2 protein-coding genes are annotated in these 2,261 nt (G+C 39.0%); both read right to left on the bottom strand.

Features of this window, described 5'->3' with window-relative positions; all coding sequences use genetic code 11:
• Positions 1–346: 346 nt before the first annotated feature.
• The gene (locus ACZW67_RS14215) at positions 347–685 is read right to left on the bottom strand and encodes a RidA family protein (RefSeq protein WP_110923107.1); all 339 of its coding nucleotides are present in this window, start codon (positions 683–685) and stop codon (positions 347–349) included.
• A gap of 59 nt (positions 686–744) precedes the next feature.
• On the bottom strand, positions 745–1,992 hold the full coding sequence (locus ACZW67_RS14210; RefSeq protein WP_465183794.1) for an NAD(P)/FAD-dependent oxidoreductase: 1,248 nt from the start codon (positions 1,990–1,992) through the stop codon (positions 745–747).
• Between the last annotated feature and the right edge of the window lie 269 nt (positions 1,993–2,261).

Genomic DNA, 2,261 nt, shown 5'->3' with positions numbered 1-2,261 from the left:
TCAAAATTTTTAATAAAAAAATAAACTACAATCTGTTTAAAAACGCTATTTATAATAGATAATATGATTGCTATCCGCTCTCTTTACATCAGGAAATATAATGTGTCTTAAGGCATCCGGATTATCTCAGAATTGTTGCTGGCGTATAGTAACAGGTAACACAAAAAATTCATAATTTTATAAAACATAAGTTGATCAAGTTTATTTTAGACTACTTCGATAGCTTATAAAAAATGCTGACAACCAATACATGAGAAGACAGAAAAAATAAAAAGGCCATGATATCGCTATCATGGCCTTTTTTATTTCTATTTAATACCGGTACTACAGATACTACGAGCAGTCTTTATTCAGCAGCGATAGCGATCATCTCAACCAATAGCTCAGGACGTGCCAATGCTGATTCGCCACAAGCACGTGCTGGTGGTTGAATGCCTTCAAAAAATTTGTCATAGACTTCATTCATAGCAGCAAAATCTGCCATGTCTTTGATCCAAACAGTTACTGATAGTAGTTTTGATTTGTCGCTACCCACTTCTTCTAGCAAGGTCTGGATTTTTTCCAAGCAAGTCAATGTCTGTGCTTTGATATCGTCTTCAGCATTACCTACCTGACCACACAAGTATACAGTCTGGTTATGGACGACAATTCTGCTCATGCGTGGCGTGCTGTGTAGCTTCTTTATCATATTATATACCTTCAATTTATTAATTTAAGTCTGTGCTAAATCTAACAGATATGCGCTTATTTTGAAAAACGCTGAGCACTAAATGGTGCAAGGTTTACTAATGATGGCTTTTCATGAATCATTTCTTCAACCAGACGCCCTGTCATAGGCCCTAAGGTAAAACCTTGATGGCTATGACCAAATGCGAACCATAATTTATCATGCTTGTCTGCAGGACCAATAACTGGCTTCATATCAGGCATACAAGGACGTGACCCTGCCCATGCTTCAGATTCTACCGCGTCTTCTAATGGTAAGATTTTGCGAGCCAGCTTCAGAACCGTTTTTAATTGGCCAAAGTTCTTTGGCGCATCCATGGTGGTCATTTCAGCACCAGTCGTAATACGGATGCCTTGCTGCATTGGACCCATCACAAAGCCTTTGTCCATATCAAACATACTGTGATTGATGGTATTTTTTTCTGTCACTTTGAAATGCTGATGATAACCACGCATTGGGAACAATGGTAGATTATAACCAAGTGGTCTGATCAAGTCGTTCGACCATGGACCCGCTGCAATGACCAACTTATCACTATAATAAGTGTCATTATCAGTGATGATTTTCCAGCCTTCGCCATCTTTTACGATTTCTTTTACATCGCTCTCTTTGATCGTACCGCCCATCTCTTGGAAGTTTTTCGCATATGCTTTTACTAGCGAGCTTGGGTTCGATACTTGCCAAGAGTTTTTCCAATGAATCGCACCAACAAAACCTTCAAAATTGGCACTAGGTTCCATGGCTTTTAGTGCTTCAAGGTTTAGTACGTTATGTTCAACCCCTTGGTTACGTGCATCAATGGCTGCTGCTTGCGCTTCTTTAAACGTCTCTTCAGAACGATGCAGTTGTAACCAACCGTCACGCGTGATTAGCTCGTCAGCACCAGATGCTTCAATCATTGTTTGATGTTCGCTGGTGCAATGCTCAATCAGTGTCTGCCACTCTGCTTCGATTTGCTTAACAGTCGCAGGTACAGAGTATTTCCAGTACTGTAACAGTGCTTGATGGTAACGCAAAATCGCTGGGATACGATAGCGAATATCAGTACCTTGGTTCGGTAATACTCTGATCATCTCAGTCAATTGACGAGGAAAAGGATGGGTGTGAATGGCTTCGCGCTGAATCAATCCAGCATTACCGTATGAGGTCTCTGACCCTGGCAGCTTCTTGTCTAACATCAATACTTGTGAATTGTTTTTTTGTAAATGCCACGCAACTGACGTGCCAACCATACCTGCACCGATAACGATCACTTCATAGCGCATAACCTATCCTTTTCTTAGGGTGTTAATACAGAGTATCAAATATAAGGGTCTAACAGAATTAGGTGGTAATAGTAACGCATTAGGACAAATTTTAAACCCTTATCTGATAAATATTTTTGCGTCACATACTTTTGGTTATGGGGTTTTTGAAAAGGTATTTTTGATAGGAATAATTTAATAAATTAACAAAGGCTTTGCCTTTAAATTATGCTTTCTAAACTGAATATAGGTAATTCTAGTTGTTTATTTAAAAATGCTATTGAAGTAAT

The sequence above is a fragment of the Psychrobacter sp. TPE 89C genome (assembly GCF_055522395.1).
This window is presented reverse-complemented; position numbering and strand designations above follow the sequence as displayed.